We start from the raw sequence: 15,919 nt of genomic DNA on the forward strand, positions 1-15,919 counted from the left end.
TCGCCGGCCCGGCCAGCCGAGCCTGACGGTTGCGTGTTTGCCTGGCGGGGACGAAAATCATCGCGCGGCGTGCATGTCCGGACTTCGTCGTCGGATGCCGCCATTACCAGGAAAGCACATGACGCTCAAATCCAGCGGCGCGCCCGCCGGCCAGGCGCTCCAGGCCGACGGCGCAGCGCCGCCGGAGGTGCGCGAGACGATCGATCGGCTGTACCGGGACCAGGCCCGCAAGGTGTTTGCCACGCTGGTGCGTCTGCTGGGCAGTTTCGATTTGGCCGAAGACGCACTGCATGATGCGTTCGCCGCGGCCGCCGAGCGTTGGCCGCAGGAGGGCGTGCCCGCCAGTCCGATAGCGTGGCTGGTCTCGACCGGGCGCTTCAAGGCGATCGATCAGATTCGGCGTCAGGCGCGTTTCACACCGTGGAGCGATGTTGCTGAATTTGCCGAAAACCTGCCCGACGAAACCGATCTCGATACGCCGGCCGAGGTGCTCGAGGATGACCAGCTCCGGCTCATCGCCACCTGCTGCCACCCCAGTCTGTCGGAGCAGGCGCGCATCGCGTTGACCCTGCGCGAGGTCTGCGGACTGACCACCGAGGCCATCGCAAGCGGATTTCTGCTCGCCCCCGCGACGCTGGCACAGCGTATCGTGCGGGCCAAGGCCAAGATTCGCGCGGCGCGTATTCCCTACGAAGTGCCCGGGCCCGACGAATTGCCGGCGCGGCTGCAAAGCGTGTCGCGGGTGATATACCTGGTCTTCAACGAAGGCTATTGCGCATCGTCCGGTCAGAGCGCGGTGCGCCCCGATTTGTCGGGCGAGGCGATCCGGCTCGCGCGCATGCTGGTCGCGCTGCAACCCCACCCCGAAGTGCAGGGATTGCTGGCGCTGATGCTGCTGCATGAATCGCGCCGCGCGGCGCGCACCGACGTGCACGGCGACTTGATCCCTCTCGAAGAGCAGGACCGCACGCGATGGGACGGCGCGCTGATCGAAGAAGGGTGCGCGCTGGTGCAGGCGGCACTCACCGGGCGAGGTTTTGGTCCCTATTGCCTGCAGGCGGCCATCGTCGCGGTGCATGCCGAGGCGCGCGATGCGCGCGACACCGATTGGGCTCAGATTGTCGGCCTGTACGATGCACTGCTGCGTCTCGAGCCGACGCCGGTCGTAGCCCTCAATCGCGCCGTCGCGGTGGCCATGCGAGATGGCCCGGCCGCAGGGCTGGCGCTGATGGCGCCGCTGCTGAGCCATGACGCACTGCGCAATTACCACCTGGCCCATGCCGCGCAGGCCGACCTGTTGCGGCGCGAGGGCCGGCCGGCCGAGGCGCGCATCGCCTATGAGGCGGCGTTGGCGCTGGCGCAACAGGCGCCGGAAAAGCGTTTTCTGCTCAAGCGCCTGAGAGACCTGCAGGCATAGCGGGCGGTTGCAAAAAAATCGCTCGGAAAAATATTTTCGGAGAGTGTCGATTTCACCGTTTGCCATTCGACTAGAGAGTACAAAGGCCAACCGGCTTTTGTCACTTTATCCAAATGGAGAGAACCGGTCATGCCTCAGCCGATCGCTTACCTGTCTTTCAACGGCAATTGCGCCGACGCCATGAAATTCTACGAGCGTGCCCTGGGCGGCAAGCTTGAATTGATGATGACGTTCGGCGATTCACCGATGTGCGCCCAGATGCCCAAGGAGAGCCTGTCGCTCATCGCGCACGCGCGCCTCGCGCTCGAGGGCGGCGATAGCATGGGCGCGCTGTATGCCGGCGATTGCCCGCCCAGCATGCCCTATGAGGGCATCAAGGGTGTCTCGCTGACGCTGAACTATGACACCGTCGAACAAGCCGAGCGCGTGTTCGACGCGCTGGCCGATGGCGGCACCGTGACGATGCCGATGCAGCCGGCGTTTTGGGCCAAGACCTGGGGCATGCTGGTCGACAGGTTCGGCACGCCCTGGATCGTCAATGGCGAAAATCTGCCTATCTGAGTGTGCGAGGTGCGGCACCCGGGCGGCGCCGCAATCCTTGCTGCCGTTGCAAGCCTACACGGAGACGTCATGAAATATTTGTGCCTCGTTTATCTCGATCAGGAACACTGGGACGCCTGTCCTGACACAATGTGCGCCGCCTACGGCCAAAGCCTGGCCGACAGCGGGCGCCTGCTGGCGGCCGAGCCGCTGCACCCTGTCGACACCGCTACCACGGTGCGGGTGCGTAACGGGCAAACCGCGCTATACGATGGGCCGTTTGCCGAAACCAAAGAGCAATTGGCGGGCTTTTATCTGGTCGACGCGAAAGATCTGAACGAAGCCATCCAGATTGCCAGCGGTATTCCGCCGGCCAAATACGGTAGTGTCGAGGTGCGGCCGGTGCGCCCGCTCGCGGTCGATCAAACCGGAGACCTCGCATGAGCAAATTGCGCGTCAATGCTTTCTCCATTTCCGTCGATGGTTACGGCGCGGGCCCCTGTCAGGATGCCGAAAACCCGGTCGGTCTCGGCGGCCTCGCTCTGTTCGAGTGGGTGTTCGGCACACGCACTTTCCAACGCATGCACGGCGGTGGCGGCGCCAGCACCGGCAGCACCGGCATCGACGACGATTTCGCCGCTCGCGGTTTCGACAATGTCGGCGCCTGGATTCTCGGGCGCAATATGTTCGGCCCGATCCGCGGGCCATGGCCCGACCTGGCCTGGCGAGGTTGGTGGGGCGACAATCCGCCGTATCACGTCCCCGTGTTCGTATTGACCCATCATGCCCGGGCGCCGCTCGAAATGGAGGGCGGTACGGTGTTCCATTTCGTCACGGGCGGGATTCACGAGGCCCTGGCCCGGGCGCGCGAAGTGGCGGCCGGCAAGGACGTACGTCTGGGCGGCGGCGTCGCCACGATTCAACAATATTTGCGCGCCGGTCTGGTCGATGAGATTCATTTTGCAATTGCGCCGGTGCTGCTCGGCCGGGGTGAGCATTTTTTCGGCGATCTCGATCTGCCGGCCTTGGGGTTCGAGCGCAGCGAACACGTCGCCACCGCGCATGCGACGCATGTTGTGTTCACCAGGCGCTAGGCGGCAGGCGGGCGGCCGGCGTCAATGCTCGCGCGAGGCGTCGTCCAGATCGGCCGGCGGATGCTCGCAAACGTGGTCGGCCATGTCGTCGATCATGCGCCTGACGTGGTCGTCGGCCGCCTCATAGAAGATTTGCTTGCCGCGCCGCGCTGCCCGCAATACCCGTGCCGCGCGCAGCAGGCGCAGGTGATGGCTGACCAGCGGTTGCGACAGGCCGAGCTTGGCGGCGATGTCCGAGACGCACATCGGCGCGCTCAAGCACGCCGCGATGATTTTCAGCCGGCTCGGATCGCCCATGAGCCGAAACATTTCAGCCAACTCCACCACTTGGTCGTCGCTCAGATCGGCGGCATTCATGGCAACTCCGGTTTTCATATCAACATGTGTTTATATGTGTATATAATAACGTATTCGCCATTCAGCCAAGAGCTTTTCGATGTCACACCCTCATCACCACGACCATGCCAGGGGCGCGCCGCACGATCACGAGCATGGCGCGCATGGGCATGCCGGCCACGGCCACACCGGGCACAGTCATGCAGGACACAGCCACGCGGGACATGATCATTTGCACGGCGTGGCCGATCAGCGGCGCATCGGCTGGGCCTTCGTCATCATTGCGGCGTTCATGTGCGTCGAAGTCGCAGGGGGCTTGCTGTCCGGCTCGCTGGCGCTGCTGGCCGACGCCGGCCATATGGTGAGCGACGCTGCCGCGCTCGGATTCAGCTGGCTTGCGATTCATTACGGGCGGCGTCCGGCGACCGCGCAGCTGTCCTATGGCTACAAGCGGTTGGAGATACTTGCGGCATTCGTCAACGGTTGCGCGCTATTTGTGATTGCGGCGTGGATCGTGATCGAGGCCATCCAGCGCTTCGCCGCGCCGGTGCCGGTGGTCGGCAAGACCATGCTGATCGTCGCGCTGGTCGGGCTGGCGGCCAATATCGGCGCGTTCCTGGTGCTGCATGCCGGCAACCGCGAAAACCTGAATCTGCGCGGCGCCTGGCTGCATGTGATGGGCGACATGCTCGGCTCGGCCGCGGCGATCGTTGCCGCCGGCGTGATTCTCGCGACGGGTTGGACGCCGATCGATCCGCTGCTGTCGATCTTCGTCGCTGTGATCATCCTCAAAAGCGCCTGGGGCATCGTTAAATCTTCCGCTCATATCCTGCTCGAGGGCACGCCCGAGGGCATGAGTCTGGCCGACATCAAGGCCGATCTCGAGCGGCACGTGCCCGAGGTCGCCGACGCGCATCACATTCACGCCTGGTCGATCACCGGCGAGCGGCATTTGCTCACGCTGCACGTGCATCCGGCGCCGGGCGCGCCGTCGCGCGAAGTGGTCGCGGCGGTCCGGCGGCGCCTGACCGAGCGCTTCAACATCGAGCACGTCACGGTGCAGGTCGAAGAGGACGCATGCCTCGACGCGAGCACCGGTGAAGCCGGCCAGGCCGGCAAAAAGTGTCACTGAGTGTGACGACGATCCCACCGATTGCAATGTGCGCTGCCGGCCGCGGTGTTTGCCGATTGCCTGCGCTGGCCTTGGCGCGGCTCAGGGGTGCGTGTGCGCTGCGGGGCTGCGCACCAACGACAGCAGCACGATGGTCAACAGGCTGAAGCCGGCGCCGGCGTAAAAGGTTGCCGCGGCGCCGACGCGGTCCCACAGGCTGCCGGCGATGACGCTGGCCACCAGCGTCACCAGGCCGCTGAGCAGATTGAACAGACCGAAGGCCGTGCCACGCAGGCGGGCCGGTGCGACGCGCGCGACCATGGTCGACAGCAGTCCCTGCGTCATCCCCATATGCAGTCCCCACAGCATGACGCCCACTAACACCATGCTCCAGTGGGCGCTGTGCGCGAGCACCACATCGGAGGCGATCAGCACCGCGAGGCCGGCGATCAGCAGCCGGGCGTGGCTCATCACGTCGGCGAGCTTGCCAAACGGATAAGCGGACAGCGCGTACACGACGTTCATGGCGACCATCACCAGCGGCACGATGGCGATCGGCACACCGCTTCCCATCGCGCGCAAGACCAGGAAGGCTTCGCTAAAACGCGCCAAAGCGAAGATGCTGCCGACCGCGACCACCCACCAGTAAGCGGCGCGGAGCTCACGGACGCTGTCCCACCGGATCGGGTTGACACGCTTGTCGCCGGACTCGTGCGCCGGCTCCTTGACCGCCAGCACAAGCAGGGCGACGGCCAGCGCGCCCGGGATCACCGCCAGCCAAAAGGCCCGCCGGAAGTTGTCGGCCCACAGCAGCATGACGGCAACCGCCATGAGCGGGCCGAGAAACGCACCGACCGTGTCGAGCGACTGGCGCAAGCCGAACGCCGCGCCACGCAACTGCGGCGGCGTGAGATCGGCGACCAGCGCATCGCGCGGGGCGCCGCGAATGCCTTTGCCGACCCGGTCGGTCACACGCGCGGCCACCACGAAACCGACGCTCGGGGCAATCGCGAACAGCGGCTTGCTCAGCGCGCCCAATGCATATCCGGTGACGGCGAGCCATTTGCGGTTGCGCAGGTAATCGCTGAGCGTGCCGGAGAATACCTTGACGATCGGCGCGGTCGCTTCGGCCAGGCCTTCGATCAGCCCGATGGTGGCGGCATTGGCACCGAGGCCCGCCATCAGGAACATCGGCAGCAGGCTATGGATCATTTCCGATGAAATATCCATGAACAGGCTGACGAAGCCCAACACCCAGACACTGCGTGGAATTTGCTGTAGAACGCTTGCGCGCGACTCGGTCGACATCGGTGTGATCGGCAAAAGGATGGCGGCCGCCGCGCCGCGTTCGGCGCGTTTGCCACGGGCCTCGGCGGCCGGCGGGACGGCAGCGGATATGGAAAAACGTTGTAATGGTAACCGCTGAGCCGCCGCCCGTGATGCGCCGCGGCGAAGAATTTCCCGCCGGGCCGGCGCTGCCGTCTGCTCAGGCCCCGATCAAGTCGGCCGGCAAAGCGATCTGCCGGATGTACTCGGTGAATTCCTCACGCACTTCCGGATGGCGCAGCGCGTATTCGACAGTCGCCTTCAGGTAACCCACCTTGCTGCCGCAGTCGTAGCGGGTGCCGCGATAGCGGTAGGCCAGCACCTGCTCTTCCTGCAGCAGCGTCTGGATCGCATCGGTGAGCTGCAGTTCGCCGCCGGCACCGGGCTTGAGCCGGCGCAGATGCCGGAAGATGGTGGGCATCAGGACGTAGCGGCCGACCACGCCGAGATTGGACGGCGCGTCATCCGGAGCCGGCTTCTCGACGATGCCGGAGAGCTTGATGATGCTGTCGTCCCAGGCTTTGCCGTCGATCACGCCGTAGGCGCGGGTGCGCTCGCGGGGAATTTCCTCCACGCCCAGCACCGAGCTGTGATAGTGATCGAACGCCTCGAGCATTTGCGAGAGCGCCGGCGGCTCGCCGGCGATCAGGTCGTCGGCAAGAATCACCGCAAACGGATTGTCGCCCACCAGGGTCTCGGCGCACAGCACCGCGTGGCCCAGGCCCAGCGTCTCGGGCTGACGCACATAGACGCATGCCATCTGCGGCGGCTTGATCGAGCGCACCGTGTTGAGCAGGGTCTGCTTGTCGTTCGCCTCCAATTCCGTTTCCAGTTCATAGGCCTTGTCGAAATGGTCTTCGATAGCCCGCTTGTTGCGGCCGGTGACGAAAATCATCTCGGTGATACCGGCCGCGGCCGCTTCTTCGACCGCGTATTGGATCAGCGGCTTGTCGACCACCGGCAGCATCTCTTTCGGGCTGGCCTTGGTGGCCGGCAGAAAGCGGGTGCCGAGACCGGCGACGGGAAAAACGGCTTTGGTGACTTTAAGCATGGCTGGAGGTCCTTTTGTGGCGCGCAAGCGCGGTGCGTGTGGAACGTGTTATCGAGGCTGCGGCATTGAGCCGGACGAGGGCGTGGCCGGCGGGGCGGCCGCGGGCGGCTGAGGCGGTGCCGCGGACGCGGCCGCCAGCGGCGGTGTGGCCGCGCTCCAGCCGCCGCCGAGCGCCTTGTACAGATTGACCTGGTTGGTCAGCTCGGCAAGGCGCATGGTGATGAGATCCTGCTGCGCGCTGAACAGCGAGCGCTGCGAGTCGAGCACGATGTAATAGTCGTCGAGCCCGCCGCGAAAGCGCAGGTTCGACAGATCGTAGGTTTTGCGCGCGGCCTTGACCAGATCCTGCTGGGCCGCGACCTGACGTGTCAGTGTGCCGCGTGCGGCCAGGTCGTCGGCCACTTCGCGAAAGGCGGTCTGAATGGCTTTCTCGTAAGTGGCCACTTCGATACGCTTTTGCACTTTGACCACGTCGAGCTTGGCCTGGTTGCTGCCGGCATCGAAGATCGGCACGCTGATCTGCGGCGCGAAGGTCCAGGCCATGCCGGCGCTGAACAGACTGGCCAGACTGGTGCTGGCCAGACCCAGTGCGCCGGTCAGCGTGATGGACGGGAAGAACGCCGCGCGGGCCGCGCCGATGTTCGCGTTGGCTGCCTCCAGCCGGTGTTCGGCTTCGATGATGTCGGGACGCCGTTCCAGCAAATCGGAAGGCAGGCCCGCAGGCAACGTCTCGAATGCGGGCTGTTCGGCGAAGGTGCCGGTCTGCGGCAAGTCGGCCGGCAGCGGACCGCCGATCAGCAATTGCAATGCGTTGCGATCCTGCGCGACTTGCCGCGTATAGCGTTCGACCGCCACTTGCGCACTGTCCACCTGGGTCTGCACGCGCTGCATGTCGAGGTTGGCCAGCGCGCCGGCGCGTTTGCTGCGGCTGACCAGTGTGCTGGCGTGCTGCTGGCTCTGCAAGGTGTCCTGGGAGAGTTTGAGCAGCGCCTGATCGGCTTGCAGCGTCAGGTAGGCGTCGGCCACTTGCGCGACCAGACTGATTTGCACGCTGCGCTGCGCGGCTTCGGTGGCAAGGTAAGACTGCAGGGCAGCATGCTTGAGACTGCGCACGCGACCAAAGAAGTCGAGCTCGAATGCGTTGAAGCCGATGCCGGCGGTGTACTCGTTGACCAGCGCCGGTTGGCCCGGTGCGCGCAGCGAACCCGGCAGACGTTGGCTGATCTCTCCGCCGGACGCGTTGATTGTCGGGAATTGCACGGCGCGCTGGATGCCGTATTGGGCCCGTGCCTTCTGAATGTTGAGCACGGCAATGCGCAGATCGCGGTTGTTCGCCAGGGCCAGTGAGATCAACTGCTTGAGGTGCGGGTCGACGAAGAACTGTTGCCAGCCGATGTCGGCGGCCGCCCGCGAGGCCGTCGGCACACTGCCGGGCGCGCCGGGCGGCTCGCCCATCGGCTTGATCCGGTAGGCCGGGCCGTTTGGCCACGCCTGCGGCACCGGCGCGGCTGGCCGCTGATAGCGAGGCTCGAGCGAGCAGGCCGCGAGCGTGCCGGCCAAAAGCAGGGATAAGCAGGATTTATGCATGGGAAGAGCGTCGTGGAAAGTAATGGAAATCGTGCCGTCAGCCGTAGAAGGTGCGCCGCAACAGGCGAGACAGCGCCAGACGGGGCCGCGCGGTGTTGGCGACGTTGTGCGGCGGCGCGCCGAACAGCAGGCGAATCAGTTTGTGCCGCATCGTCATGTCGAGCTTGAACTCGATCCCGATCAGATCGCCCTGGCGGCGCGCGATACGGCATGGAATCCAACCGATCGGTGCGAGCCAAACCGCGCCATGACCATGCAGCGGGATCACGCCGGCCTGTGTGCTGCGTACGCCTACCCCGTTGCACGACAGGTCGGTCGAGATGCCGGCGAATTCGTTATTGCCCACGCGCACCCGCACCGACGCGCGATACGGAAACCGCTCCTCGCGGCGCGGCCGCGGCAGTTCGATGCACACCAGCATCGAGCCGAGGTAGAGCAGCAGCGCAACAGTGGTCCAGACCGTGTTGAACACCAGTCCGGGGGCGTCGGGGTCGCTCAGGAATGCCCGTATCAATCCGGTCGCGGACAGCACGATCAGCGCGATATAGAACAACGCCAGCTTGCCGTGCACGATCAGCCTGGAGCGATCGAGCCCCTTGTTGGTGACCTTGAACGGGCGGCCGAAGGGCTTGACGATGGCGCTCGCCAGCGTGGCCGTGACGGTCAGCGCCGAGGCGATCTGCGTGACTTCGGTGAATATCGGCAGCGCGCGCGAGCCGGTGATCCAGATGCTATAGCCCCAGAAAGCGATCAGCGCCGGCAGGCCATACGCCAGGAACTGCGTGGGCGAGCTGTAGATGGTCGGTGTGCCGAAATACCAGTACAGCAGCGGGCCGGCCAACAGCATCAGGGTGAACGGGCGGCTCAGCCACAGCATCATGCCGTGGATGTAGTGCAGCCGCTGGGTGAACGTGTAGCCCTTGCCGCGCAGCGGGCCGTCGGCGGTCAGCGCGACCTGGATGGTGCCCAGTCCCCAGCGGCTGCGCTGGCTGATGAATTCTGGCAAGCCCTCGGCCGAGAGTCCGACGCTCAGCCGCTCGTTGAGCCAGCGGGTAATGTAGCCATGGCGCAGCAGCCGGTAGGTCAGGTGAATGTCCTCGGTGACGGTGCCGGTCGGAAAGCCGCCGATCAGATTGACCAGGTCGCGCCGCACCACGAACGAGGTGCCGATGCAAAACGCCGTGCCCCAGGCGTCCTTGGCCGGTTGCACCACGTCGAAGAAGGCGCGCTGGTCGTCGACCCAGCACTCGGTCGAACGCAGGTTGTACTGGATCGGATCGGCGTTGTAGTAGAACTGCGGCGTCTGGACCAGGCCGACTTTCGGTTCGTCGAACAGGCCCACGATGCGCATCAGGATGTTCCTGTGCGGCGCGAAGTCGGCGTCGAGCACCATGATGTATGGCGCGTTGCTCTGCAATGCGGTTTGCCGCAGGCCATTGTTCAGATTGCCGGCCTTCGCGTGCGCGTTGTCGGGGCGGGTCAGGTAGTTGGCGCCGACCTGCTCGCAAAATTCCTTGAGCCAGGGCCGCCGCGTATCGTCGAGCACCCACACGACGAAGTTCGGGTAATCGATCGCCATGGCCGAGACGATGGTCTTCTCGAGAATTTCCAGCCCTTCGTTATAGGTTGCAATGAAGATGTCGACCGCCGGCAGGTCGTTGCGCCGGCGCAGCGCCGCTTCGGCCCGGTCCGCACGGGGCGTGTAATTGCTGGTGCGCACCAGAATCAGGGCCGAGAGCAGGGTGTACGCCACGGTGATGGCTTCGAAGCCGAAGAACGCATAGGCCCATACGCTGGGAAAGGTCAGCGTGAAATCGGGCAGTGTTTGCGTGGCGCGCCAGACCAGATAATTGCCCAGCAACAGCGCCGCGACGCTGCCATAGAGCACGCGGTCCGCCATGCGTCGGCGGTCGCCCAGCAGCCCCAGCAGCATCACGAAAAGCAGCGTGCCGAAATTGATGTCGAGCAGCGTCTGATTGTCGAAGTAGAGTTGATACATCGTTGGCTTCCTTCATGGCGAAGTTGCGACGGCGGGGCGAGCGTTTTGCGGCACGAATGGATTCCAGCGTGCGGCCGCGAGCACCGCCCAGGCGGTTGCGCCCAGATGCGGCAGGTGGAAATAGTAGAAATCGTTGGTTTTCGAGGTCGGGCCGATCGATAGGCCGGTGCTGATGCGCTGCTCGGGGGTCGCGAACAGCAACCCCGCCGGCGAGCGCTGCGCCAGCAGGATCGGCCACAGCGGCGCGGCCTGCCCGGGGTGGCCGGTGAGTTGCAGCACCAGTGCGGCCTGTCCGGTGCCCTCGGTCCAAAGGCCGTCGGGGTCGGCCTTGAAGCCGTAACCGCCGTCGATGCGGTGATGCCTCTTGGCCCATGCGAGCGCGCGCTCCCATTCGGGTGGCGCGTTGCCAATGGCGATCAGCGGCCACAACGTCGCATCGAGCGCGGAGGGGGCGGTGTTCAGCGTGTGCCCGTCGTTTTGGGTGCCGATCACGAAGCGCCCGGACGGGCCCTGCCACATCGCGGCGACGAAGCCGCGCGCACGGTCTGCCGCGGTGCGCCAGCGTGCCTGCCCGGTGAGGCGGGCCAGCCAGTGAAATGCCGCATACGCGTCGACATTGTGCTCGGTCGATTTCCAGGTTTGCCGCAACGGTGTGGGCTCCTCGCCGAAATAGCCGCCGTTGTAGCCGGCCGGCGCGGTGGCGTCGTACACCGTGCTGTCGACCCACCCCATCATTTTTGCTGCGGCGTCGAGGTAGCGCCGGTCGTGGCTGGCGTGATAGGCCGCCAGCAGCATCAGCGCGGCCCAGGCGACGTTGCCGGTGGCCGTGCCGGTTTGGTAACCGTCTTCGAACCAGCGGCGGCTTTTGGCGTCCCACCAGCCGGGCAGGGCCGCCGGGCCCGGTCCGAGCGGTCCGGCCCGATAGGCGTTGCGCAAGCGGCCGTCATGGTAGTAGCGGTCGTGCCCGCTGGCATCGACCAGGGCATCGGCAATGCGGCGTGCATCGCCTGTGCGCCCGCACGCGAGCAGCGCGATGCCGGCCAGCGCGTTGTCGTACACGAAGGCGGCGTGGCGCAGGGCGGGCGCCAGCGGCGGCTGGCCTGGCGCGGCCCGGTAGCTTTGCAGAAACAGCGGGCCGTGGCCGGGCACGGCAGCGACTTCATCCGCGAGCGTGCGGCAACCTTCGCTCAGCAATTGCGCCTGCGCAGCCGGGCGGGCCGCGGGCGGCGTGGTCGACGTGGTCGAAGCGGCAAACACGGGCTGGCAGGCGAGCGCGGCGGCCAGTGCCAGGAACGCGGGCAAGGCGCGCAGGGCGGCGGCTGTCACAGCAGGGTGCTCAAATGGTTCCACCAAGACTTGCCGGCGTTGACCTCGGCCCAGCGTCCCATCGCGCAAGTGCTCTGCGGCGAGCCGCCATTGCCCAGGCGCAGCGGCTTGTCGAGTTTGGCGATCAGATAGATTTCATTTTTCTCAACCGGCGGAAATGGCACCAGGTAACGCGCCTGCTCGCCGGCCGGCGCGCTGGGCAGGATCTGCGCCACCGTCGCCTTGAGCGGGCCGGCCACGCCATCGACGTGCACGGTCAGCGGCGAGCCGGGCAACAGGGCATCGCTGAAGCTGCGCGGAAATACCGCAACCACGCGCGAGTCGTCGCAATTGGTGGCGCGAATCAGGGTTGCCCCGGCTGCCACGCGCGTGCCCGGCGGCGCCAGCACCTGTTCGACCACGCCGCTGTCGAACGCCTTGATCGGCATGTTGGTCAGGCGATCGAGGCGGTCCTGTTCCTTGGCAATCAGGGCGTTGATTTGATCGCCGGCGCTCTGATACTGGGATAGCTGGGCGTCGAGCTGAGCAATCTCGGCCTTGAGGCTGTCACGCCGTTGCATCAGCGTCGCCACGGATCCGTCGGAGGCCCCATTGAAAACCTTGTGGCGGACCGCCGCGCTCTCGCTGCGCGCGTTCTGCAACTCGGCCTGGGCTTGCTGCTCGTTGCTCTGAAGCACCGCCAATTGGCTGCGCGACGAGTCGGTGTATGCCTGGCTGACCGCACCCGCCCATTGCAGCGCCTGGTTGCGGTTGACGATGGTTTCCTGATGATCGACCTGTGCTTTTGCCATTGCCACTCGCGATGCCAGCACTTGCTCGTTGGTGGAATGCGTGCGTTGCAGCGCAGCCTGGTATTTGGTTATCTCGTCATTGGTGGTTGCCAGCAGGGTTTGATCGGCGGCGAGCTTGGCCTTGGCGGCATCGTAGTGCTGCTGGTTGTCGAGCTGCTTGCCGGTCAGGTCGACCAACAGCGAGCGATCGACATTCGGATTCTGTACCGTCATCAAGGTATCGCCCGCATGGAATTGGCTACCGACCTTGACCTGCTGGGCGGTGACGATGCCATCGGCCGGTGTGGTAACCAGGCTGACCGGTGCGTCGATTACGGCGCGCTCGGAGCTGTGCGAGAACAACGTGGGCAGCATCATCGAGAGCAGCATCCAGACAATCAGCAGAGCCACGCCGTAGCCGGCCACGCGGGGTATGACGCGCCATCGGTTGACCGTGGGTACTTCCAGTGGGCTTGCCTGTCTGGCCAGCAGGATGTCCTGGGCTTGCAGGCGGCTTACCTTTTCCAATTCATTGGGCATAGTTTCCTCTTTGCCGGTTTCTGGCCGAGTGCCGCGTCAATATCGGACCCGCGCCCGGCGCGTCGGCTCGGGCGCTGCGATTCGTCGTTTACTGCGTCATCGGCACTGCGGCGCGCTGAAGGTGGCGCGGCGCCGCTCCGGCGGCGGTCGCTCGGACACGATGACGGGTGCCTGGGCCGAGGCCTGGCCGCTGTGCGCGGCGTTTGGCTCGACTGCGGCGATGAATGGCCGTGAAATCACGGAATAACGTTTGCCGGGGCATTACGAATTCCCGGTCGGCGATGTAAGACTAATCAAAAGGATTTTGTGATGCTGTAAAGATATGTAAATGTATTTAGATTTACTAAATATTATTTTAATTCCATGAATGAATTGACGGAAATTATCAGTCTTTTGGTGGATTGCAATGCATTGTTAGAACAACAAAATATCAACCGGTTGAATCAATCGATGGCAATATTTCGGGTGCTGGCACGCCGCGGGTTTTACGTTTTGTAACAAACAGCGTTTCATTCGACAGATGCTTGCGGCGATGCGGGTTGCGCAGCACTGTCGAAGCGATTGAATCGATCGGCAAAGTTGACCGGCAAACTCGACCGACCTGCGGCACGGTGCTTGTGGCGGGGATTGCGGAAATACATAAAAAAAACAAACCTATGGGGCTAAAGAATGAGTGAGGGATGCCGTCAAACAGACGTCTATGGCTTTTTTCGCCCCCGGGGTTGCTGGCTCTTCTACCGTTTATGCTCACCACCTATAACTTCTGGCTAGTGGCGCTGTCACTGGGTGTGGCGACACTCGCGTCCTATACCGCGCTCGATCTGGCGGGGAGGATTTCATTGTTGGCACCCTCGCGTGCCCGTCATCTCTGGCTGGCGGGTGGAGGGGCGGCGATGGGCGTGGGCATCTGGTCGATGCACTTTGTCGGCATGCTGGCGTTCTCGCTGCCGATTCCGCTCGGCTACGACCTGACGATCACCGGCGCATCGCTGGGCATTGCGGTCGCGGTGTCGTGGTTCGCGCTTTTCATCATCACACGTGCCAAGCTGAGCCCGCCGCGCCTGCTGGCCGGCGGCGTGCTGATGGGGCTCGGCATTGCCGGCATGCATTACGTGGGCATGGCGGCCATGCGCATGTCGCCCGGCATTCGCTATGACCCCACATTGGTGATTGCCTCGATTGTGATCGCCATCGGTGCGTCGAGCGCCGCGCTATGGCTTGCCCAGGCGCTGAGCGACGCTGGGCATGGCAATGTGTTGAAAAAACGGGCGGCCGCGGCGCTTGTGATGGGCCTTGCGATTACTGGCATGCACTATACTGGCATGGCTGCCGCGGAATTTCCGCTGGGTTCGATCTGCGGTGCCGCCAACGGCGTCAATTCCCAATGGCTGGCGACCACCGTCACGCTGTTCACCTTTGCGATCCTGATCGTCACCCTGATGCTGACGCGGTTCGACGCGCGCACCACCTTTCTGATCGGTTCGGTGTCGTTGCTCAACGGCCAGATCGTGCGCATGGCGACTTTCGATATGCTGACCGATCTGCCCAACCGCCGCACGCTGACCGAACGCTTCGAATATGCGATCCAGTCGGCCCGGCGCGATAACAGCATCGTCGCCGTGTTGTTCATGGATCTGGACGGTTTCAAGACGATCAATGATTCGCTCGGGCACGCGGTCGGAGACGAAGTGCTCAAGGCATTCGCGCGGCGTTTGCTCAAATGCGTGCATGGCAGCGACATGGTCGCGCGCCTGGGCGGAGACGAATTCGTCGTGCTGCTCGAAAACGCTGCCTCGCCGGCCGAAGTCGAGGCAACCGCGCAAAATCTGCTCGAGCGCATGCGCCGGGGTGGCTGGGCCGACGGCCAGTCGCTGCAGGTCACGCCCAGCATCGGCATCGCGCTGTTTCCGCAAGACGGCGACAGTGCGGACGTCTTGCTACAAAATGCCGACGCGGCGATGTACGAGGCCAAGCGCAGCGGGCGCGGCACTTATCGCTTTTTCGAGAGCGGCATGAACGATGCTGCAGTGCGTACGCTGCAGATTCAAAATGCGCTTTTCGACGCGCTCGAACAAGGCTACTTTTCGCTGAATTTTCAGCCCAAATTCCGCGGCGACTCGGACAAGCTGGCCGGGGCGGAGGCGCTGTTGCGGCTCACGCACCCCGAGTTCGGCTCGCCCCCGCCGCTCGAATTCATCCCGGTCGCCGAGCGGTCCGGCCAGATCGTGCCGATCGGTTATTGGGTCGTGCGCGAGACTTGCCGGCAAATCCGTGACTGGGAGCAAAGCGGCCTGTCGCCGGTGAAAGTGGCGATCAATTTGTCGCCGCGCCAGTTGGTGCAGCCCGAGTTGGTGAGTACGATCGTCGGCATCATGCGCGCCGAGCAGGTCGCATGCGAGCGCGTGATGTTCGAGATTACCGAAACGGTGGCGATGCAGGACGCGCCGCGCACCGTCGAAATGATCCGCGAGTTTCAGGATCACGGCTTCGAAATTGCGATCGACGACTTCGGTACCGGCTATTCCAGCCTGGCCTACCTGCAGCGCTTTCGCGTCAAGCAACTCAAGATCGACCGCTTCTTTACCAATGGGCTGGACGAGCAGGGCCTCGAGGGCGGCGCTATCGTGTCGGCCATTATTGCCATGGCGCATTCGCTCGATATGGACGTCGTCGCCGAAGGTGTCGAGACCGCTTCGCAACTGGCCAAGCTCAAGAACCTGATGTGCGACGAGATGCAGGGCTTCCTGCTCGGCGAGCCGTTGAGCGCGCCGGCATTCGGCGCGTTGCTGCAGGAACGCGCGGTGCTCGCGTGAGTTCGCGGT

Annotated in this window: 13 protein-coding genes; 6 read left to right on the forward strand and 7 right to left on the reverse strand. The window is 64.5% G+C overall.

Translation table 11 applies throughout. The features are described from left to right. Nucleotides 1-118 precede the first annotated feature (118 nt). The 4 genes from PATSB16_RS06860 to PATSB16_RS06875 all read left to right on the forward strand — a co-directional run bounded on the left by PATSB16_RS06860 (nucleotide 119) and on the right by PATSB16_RS06875 (nucleotide 3,051). The gene (locus PATSB16_RS06860; protein WP_083566709.1) at nucleotides 119-1,417 is read left to right on the forward strand and encodes an RNA polymerase sigma factor; all 1,299 of its coding nucleotides are present in this window, start codon (nucleotides 119-121) and stop codon (nucleotides 1,415-1,417) included. A 129-nt stretch (nucleotides 1,418-1,546) separates the two neighbouring features. Further along, nucleotides 1,547-1,978: a VOC family protein gene (locus PATSB16_RS06865; protein ID WP_047213355.1), complete on the forward strand. Its 432-nt coding sequence runs from the start codon at nucleotides 1,547-1,549 to the stop codon at nucleotides 1,976-1,978. Between the two features lie 69 nt (nucleotides 1,979-2,047). Then, entirely contained in the window at nucleotides 2,048-2,401 is a 354-nt protein-coding gene (locus PATSB16_RS06870; protein WP_047213357.1) for a YciI family protein, read from the forward strand. Then, nucleotides 2,398-3,051 carry a dihydrofolate reductase family protein gene (locus tag PATSB16_RS06875; protein WP_047213358.1) on the forward strand — a complete coding sequence of 218 codons (654 nt, stop codon included), beginning with the start codon at nucleotides 2,398-2,400 and terminating at the stop codon, nucleotides 3,049-3,051. Before PATSB16_RS06870 ends, PATSB16_RS06875 begins: the two co-directional genes overlap by 4 nt. Nucleotides 3,052-3,072: 21 nt before the next feature. Here PATSB16_RS06875 and PATSB16_RS06880 read toward each other — a convergent pair whose 3' ends face one another. Continuing rightward, the gene (locus PATSB16_RS06880) at nucleotides 3,073-3,408 is read right to left on the reverse strand and encodes an ArsR/SmtB family transcription factor (RefSeq protein WP_206093674.1); all 336 of its coding nucleotides are present in this window, start codon (nucleotides 3,406-3,408) and stop codon (nucleotides 3,073-3,075) included. Nucleotides 3,409-3,487: 79 nt separating this feature from the next. Between PATSB16_RS06880 and PATSB16_RS06885 the strand changes: the two genes are divergently transcribed. Continuing rightward, nucleotides 3,488-4,519 carry a cation diffusion facilitator family transporter gene (locus tag PATSB16_RS06885; RefSeq protein ID WP_047213361.1) on the forward strand — a complete coding sequence of 344 codons (1,032 nt, stop codon included), beginning with the start codon at nucleotides 3,488-3,490 and terminating at the stop codon, nucleotides 4,517-4,519. Nucleotides 4,520-4,600: 81 nt separating this feature from the next. On the opposite strand, the gene PATSB16_RS06890 is transcribed toward PATSB16_RS06885, so the two are convergent. The 6 genes from PATSB16_RS06890 to PATSB16_RS06915 all read right to left on the reverse strand — a co-directional run bounded on the left by PATSB16_RS06890 (nucleotide 4,601) and on the right by PATSB16_RS06915 (nucleotide 13,097). Beyond that, entirely contained in the window at nucleotides 4,601-5,806 is a 1,206-nt protein-coding gene (locus PATSB16_RS06890; RefSeq protein WP_047216341.1) for an MFS transporter, read from the reverse strand. Nucleotides 5,807-5,984: 178 nt separating this feature from the next. Then, complete coding sequence (galU, locus tag PATSB16_RS06895; protein WP_047213363.1) at nucleotides 5,985-6,875, reverse strand: UTP--glucose-1-phosphate uridylyltransferase GalU; 891 nt, start codon at nucleotides 6,873-6,875, stop codon at nucleotides 5,985-5,987. Between the two features lie 48 nt (nucleotides 6,876-6,923). After that, a complete protein-coding gene (locus tag PATSB16_RS06900; protein ID WP_047213364.1) occupies nucleotides 6,924-8,462 on the reverse strand; it encodes an efflux transporter outer membrane subunit in 1,539 nt (512 codons plus the stop codon). 37 nt (nucleotides 8,463-8,499) lie between these two features. Further along, on the reverse strand, nucleotides 8,500-10,461 hold the full coding sequence (locus tag PATSB16_RS06905; RefSeq protein WP_047213366.1) for a glycosyltransferase family 2 protein: 1,962 nt from the start codon (nucleotides 10,459-10,461) through the stop codon (nucleotides 8,500-8,502). A gap of 12 nt (nucleotides 10,462-10,473) precedes the next feature. Continuing rightward, a complete protein-coding gene (locus PATSB16_RS06910) occupies nucleotides 10,474-11,787 on the reverse strand; it encodes a hypothetical protein (protein WP_418303886.1) in 1,314 nt (437 codons plus the stop codon). Next, nucleotides 11,784-13,097, reverse strand: coding sequence for an HlyD family secretion protein (locus PATSB16_RS06915; RefSeq protein ID WP_047213368.1), 1,314 nt, complete (start codon nucleotides 13,095-13,097; stop codon nucleotides 11,784-11,786). Before PATSB16_RS06915 ends, PATSB16_RS06910 begins: the two co-directional genes overlap by 4 nt. Before the next feature lie 743 nt (nucleotides 13,098-13,840). Here PATSB16_RS06915 and PATSB16_RS06925 point away from each other — a divergent pair. Continuing rightward, a complete protein-coding gene (locus tag PATSB16_RS06925) occupies nucleotides 13,841-15,910 on the forward strand; it encodes a putative bifunctional diguanylate cyclase/phosphodiesterase (protein ID WP_047213371.1) in 2,070 nt (689 codons plus the stop codon). Nucleotides 15,911-15,919 lie beyond the last annotated feature (9 nt).

The organism is Pandoraea thiooxydans (assembly GCF_001931675.1).
Taxonomy (GTDB): domain Bacteria; phylum Pseudomonadota; class Gammaproteobacteria; order Burkholderiales; family Burkholderiaceae; genus Pandoraea; species Pandoraea thiooxydans.

Bases quoted from the DNA above. Each gene is read 5' to 3' on its own strand.
- PATSB16_RS06860 (WP_083566709.1), top strand. From the start codon at position 119: ATGACGCTCAAATCCAGCGGCGCGCCCGCCGGCCAGGCGCTCCAGGCC.
- PATSB16_RS06865 (WP_047213355.1), top strand. From the start codon at position 1,547: ATGCCTCAGCCGATCGCTTACCTGTCTTTCAACGGCAATTGCGCCGAC.
- PATSB16_RS06870 (WP_047213357.1), top strand. From the start codon at position 2,048: ATGAAATATTTGTGCCTCGTTTATCTCGATCAGGAACACTGGGACGCC.
- PATSB16_RS06875 (WP_047213358.1), top strand. From the start codon at position 2,398: ATGAGCAAATTGCGCGTCAATGCTTTCTCCATTTCCGTCGATGGTTAC.
- PATSB16_RS06880 (WP_206093674.1), bottom strand. From the start codon at position 3,408: ATGAATGCCGCCGATCTGAGCGACGACCAAGTGGTGGAGTTGGCTGAA.
- PATSB16_RS06885 (WP_047213361.1), top strand. From the start codon at position 3,488: ATGTCACACCCTCATCACCACGACCATGCCAGGGGCGCGCCGCACGAT.
- PATSB16_RS06890 (WP_047216341.1), bottom strand. From the start codon at position 5,806: ATGTCGACCGAGTCGCGCGCAAGCGTTCTACAGCAAATTCCACGCAGT.
- galU (WP_047213363.1), bottom strand. From the start codon at position 6,875: ATGCTTAAAGTCACCAAAGCCGTTTTTCCCGTCGCCGGTCTCGGCACC.
- PATSB16_RS06900 (WP_047213364.1), bottom strand. From the start codon at position 8,462: ATGCATAAATCCTGCTTATCCCTGCTTTTGGCCGGCACGCTCGCGGCC.
- PATSB16_RS06905 (WP_047213366.1), bottom strand. From the start codon at position 10,461: ATGTATCAACTCTACTTCGACAATCAGACGCTGCTCGACATCAATTTC.
- PATSB16_RS06915 (WP_047213368.1), bottom strand. From the start codon at position 13,097: ATGCCCAATGAATTGGAAAAGGTAAGCCGCCTGCAAGCCCAGGACATC.
- PATSB16_RS06925 (WP_047213371.1), top strand. From the start codon at position 13,841: ATGCTCACCACCTATAACTTCTGGCTAGTGGCGCTGTCACTGGGTGTG.